Genomic DNA, 4,145 nt, shown 5'->3' on the forward strand with positions numbered 1-4,145 from the left:
CTAAATAAATGTATTTTTTTTATGTTGAGTCAATATAATTTTTACTTTTCACCTCACTATTATTCGGACAACGCCGGGTTGTGGGAAAACTATAAATTCTGATTTAGTATTTATCTGTGGTTGAGAGGATGGGAAAAATGAGAGCAAAACAAGTTTCAGTTATAGTTTTTTTATTGCTGATGATTAGTTTTTTTGTATCTGTTCTCGTACCTGAGAAGTCTAAGGCTGCTGGTAACTATATTTATGTTGATAGTGCTTTTCATGTTAAAAGAGATGGTTCTGCTGAGTATCCTTTGGCTAGTATACAGGATGCTATAAAAATGGCTAAGGATGGTGATACAATATATGTTTATGGTGGTGTATATACATTAGATGACCCAGATTATCCTATATTAGTAATCAATAAAAAAATTAAACTTTGGGGTAGCATCGAGAAAGGACCTAGTATAATTCGAAGTTTTTTTGAGGAACGTTATACTGTTAAAATAACTGCTGATCAGGTGGAGTTTATAGGTTTTACTGTTGACGATATTTTAGGTAAAATTAAATCCCCTATAGGGGCTTTGATATGTCTGGAGGGCAATAATGTTGTTGTTCAGAGTTGTCGTATTAATCACTCTGGTGCTTATGGTATATATGTGGGTTCTTCTTCTCATGGTAATTTCATTAGTGGTAATGTTTTTAATGACACAAAAAAAGGTCTTTATATTGATTCGTCTCATACTAATGATATTTTTGATAATCATTTTTGGAATTGTAGTGAGGCTTCTATAGAGTTGTTATCTTGTGATACTGCTAGGATATATAACAATATAGTTAATTGCTCTAGAGGGGTTGTTGAGAAGGTTGGTACGAAGAAGGTTGTTAGATATGTTGCTACATTTAAAAATGGTATAGTGGTAAAGGATTCTAGAGATGTTAACATTAGCAACAATAAAATTAGTTATACGACATCTAATGGGATTTATTTGTATAATAGTGTTAATGATATTATTTTGAATAATGAATTAGCTAATAATATTGGTAATGGGGTTTGTGTAAACTCAAATAATGGTAAAATTATTGGGAATACTTTGTTTGGTAATTTCAGGGCTATTAGTTTATCCGGCTCTGGTTTTGAGATATACAACAATTCTATATTGAAATCTACTGGAACTGGTTTTTATGCTGATTCTGCAAGTAAATCAAATACCATTTATCATAATTTTATTCATTATAATGCTAAGAATGCTCAGGAGTATGGAAAGAATTTCTGGTACAGTAGTACATTGGGGCGGGGGAATAGTTGGAGTGACTATGATGATGTTGATTTAGAACCAGAGGGTGGTGATGGTATAGGTGATGTTTATTACACTAAAGGTGGTGTTCTTGATAAATACCCTATTGGTGTTTTTTTAAAACCTCCGATTATATCAAAAAAACCATCCCCTGCTGATTTAGAAACTAATGTGGGTTTAGAGATTACGTTATCTGTTGAGGTTAATGATCCTAATGGTCGTAGTCTTACTGTGTATTTCTATAATGCTTCTAGTGATGAGCTTATACAACTAAATGCGGTTGATAGAAAGGTGGGGAGCAAAGGTAAGGCATCTTATACTTTTAATCAAGGTTTTGATACAACCGTTGTTTGGTATATAGTGGCTGATAATGGTAAATTACAGAACAAATCAGATGTCTGGATTTTTTCAACAAGAGCCGCCCCACCAGCTAATTTACCTCCTGTTATCAGAATTAATAAAGAATTTGAAGGGGTTATTGGTCAACCTGTTGTTTTAGATGCATCTGATAGCTATGATCCTGATGGTGAGATTATTTTTTATAGGTGGAACTTTGGTGATGGAACAAGTGATATATTGTCTTCTTCGCCATCGCATGTTTACTCAAATCCTGGTGAATACATTGTTACGCTTACTGTAGTGGATGATAACAGAACTTGTACTACAGATACAACCAAGGTTACAGTTTATAGTACTGAACGAAACAAAAAACCTGTTGCTAATGTTGGTGGTCCTTATGAGGGTAAGGTTTCTCATCAGATCTCTTTTGATGGTTCACAAAGCTATGACCCAGATGGTTCTATAGTGAACTACACCTGGGATTTTAAAGATGGAACCTACGGGTATGGTCCTATGCCAAAACATTCTTATTCTTCCCGTGGGGTTTACACTGTTACTTTAACTGTTACAGATAACTTTGGTGAAAAAGATGTTTCTTCTACATCTGTGACAGTTGTTGCTGATACCAGTCAAACACCAGGTTTTGAGTTGTTGATCGCTTTTTTTGCTATAGCTATAGCTTTATTGTTACGGAAAAGATACAGTAGTTAAAAGAGCCGACGGAGGGATTTGGACCCCCGACCTGCTGATTACAAGTCAGCCGCTCAACCGGGCTAAGCTACGTCGGCAAATTTTTTTTTGCTGTAATATCTATACCTATATAAAACTCTCTTGGTGCATACGTCTTTATCTTTCTAACCTCTGTTTTGGTGAGGATAGACTTGTTTCTCTCAGCTATCTTTTTTAAAGTGTTGATTCTCTCCTGTATTTTATCTTCTTTCAAGACATCGTAATAATGGATTATGCATATGTTGTTTGCGATTTTTAATGCGTTGGTAAAAAACTTGTGTGCAGAAAAAGGGAGGTTCATAATGATACGATCTGCTTTTATGTTTAGGATTTTATCTATTTTTTTTGCATCAGCATGGATTATTTCTATTTTGTCGAGGACTTTGTTCTTTTTAATGTTTTGTTTAGCTAGTTCCACTGCTTTTTTGTTTTTGTCAAAAGCGTAGATTATTTCTGGTCTGGCATATTTCGCTATCATTATGGAAAAAGGTCCTACGCCTGCAAACATGTCAACAACTGTTTCTCCTTGTTTTACTTGGTCTGCAATTCTTTTTCTCTCTGTGGCAAGCCTTGGAGAAAAATAGGTGTTTTTGATGTCAACGTTAAAAGTTAAACCATATTCTTTGTGTGTTGTTTTTGTGTTTTTTTCCCCAGCTATAACATCTATTTTTCTTACTCTGTATTCTCCTGTCACTGGTTCTACTCTACATACTGTTTTTATGTTTTTATTTGATTTTAGTATCGCTTGTCCTATTTCCTCTGGTTTTGTGGTAATGTTTTTTGGTAGTTTTATTAAAGCTATGTCTCCTATGATATCGTATGAGTTTGGCAGCTTCTGTTTTGTTTTTTTGTCAACCTGTAGTAATTCTTTGTATGATTTTGGTTTTAGTACCTTTTTTTTGAATTGTTTTTCTGTTGTTAGATATGTGGTTAGTTCTTCTGTTTTTTTGGTTATTGGGAGGTATACGAATTTTTTGTCTCTTTGTATCTCCAGGTCATTTCTTAGTAGTTTTTTTTCTCTCAGGTGTTTTCTTATTTTTTCTGCGTCTTTTAATGGAACTGATAATGCTATGTTTTTTTCTGAGTCCATAACTATTTTATTGTATGTAGAATTAAGATATAGATTTATCTTACCTTGACTTTGTCAGATTCAATTTTTTGATCAATCCAGTAATTGATACAACATCATTTTAATCTCCATCTCCTTTTCTTTATCAACAAAGAGAGGAGTGGATGGGATGCAGTATGAGGTTTCGTTTATGCGTAAAAGATTTAGATGAATCTCTTGATAGACTGACCTGTCTTCATGGTGGGTATCTCTCACATTTTGTGAGTAAAACCCGGAATGTTGTCAAACAGTCGTTTCAATATCTTCAAGGGAAGTTGTTGGAGAAAGGAGATGGTACTATGTGTAGTTATGCGAAGAATGTTCTTGGATGCAATAATCAGTCTTTGACGCATTTTGTCTCTGATTCACCATGGGAACATGAACCGGTGCTTGATCATATTCAACGTGATGTGACCCAGTATATCGGTGACAGACACAATGGTGCGTTGCATGTGGATGAATCCTGTTTTCCCAAGCAGGGAAATGATTCTGTTGGCGTGCAGCGTCAGTATTGCGGTCGGCTAGGGAAGATTGCGAATTGTCAGGTGGGTGTGTTCCTCGGGTATAATAACGGGCCGTATCGGACGTTGATTGATGAGCGGCTGTATCTCCCGGATGACTGGGTTGATGATCAGGTCCGCCGGGTGAAATGTAGTATCCCGGATGATGTGGTGTTTAAAACGAAGGTTGAG

Annotated in this window: 3 protein-coding genes and 1 tRNA gene; 2 read left to right on the forward strand and 2 right to left on the reverse strand. The window is 35.3% G+C overall.

The annotated features are described in order from the left end of the window. The first annotated feature begins 128 nt into the window (after positions 1-128). Positions 129-2,327: a PKD domain-containing protein gene (locus tag QHH19_06880; GenBank protein ID MDH7518047.1), complete on the forward strand. Its 2,199-nt coding sequence runs from the start codon at positions 129-131 to the stop codon at positions 2,325-2,327. Positions 2,328-2,330: 3 nt separating this feature from the next. On the opposite strand, the gene QHH19_06885 is transcribed toward QHH19_06880, so the two are convergent. Continuing rightward, a tRNA-Thr gene (locus QHH19_06885) sits at positions 2,331-2,404 on the reverse strand. Further along, a complete protein-coding gene (locus QHH19_06890; protein ID MDH7518048.1) occupies positions 2,395-3,435 on the reverse strand; it encodes a class I SAM-dependent methyltransferase family protein in 1,041 nt (346 codons plus the stop codon). The genes QHH19_06885 and QHH19_06890 overlap by 10 nt, the downstream gene beginning before the upstream one ends. 155 nt (positions 3,436-3,590) lie before the next feature. Between QHH19_06890 and QHH19_06895 the strand changes: the two genes are divergently transcribed. After that, a partial coding sequence (locus QHH19_06895; protein MDH7518049.1) for a transposase occupies positions 3,591-4,145 on the forward strand: 555 nt, incomplete at its 3' end.

This window comes from Candidatus Thermoplasmatota archaeon (genome assembly GCA_029907305.1).
Lineage (GTDB): Archaea > Thermoplasmatota > E2 > DHVEG-1 > DHVEG-1 > JARYMC01.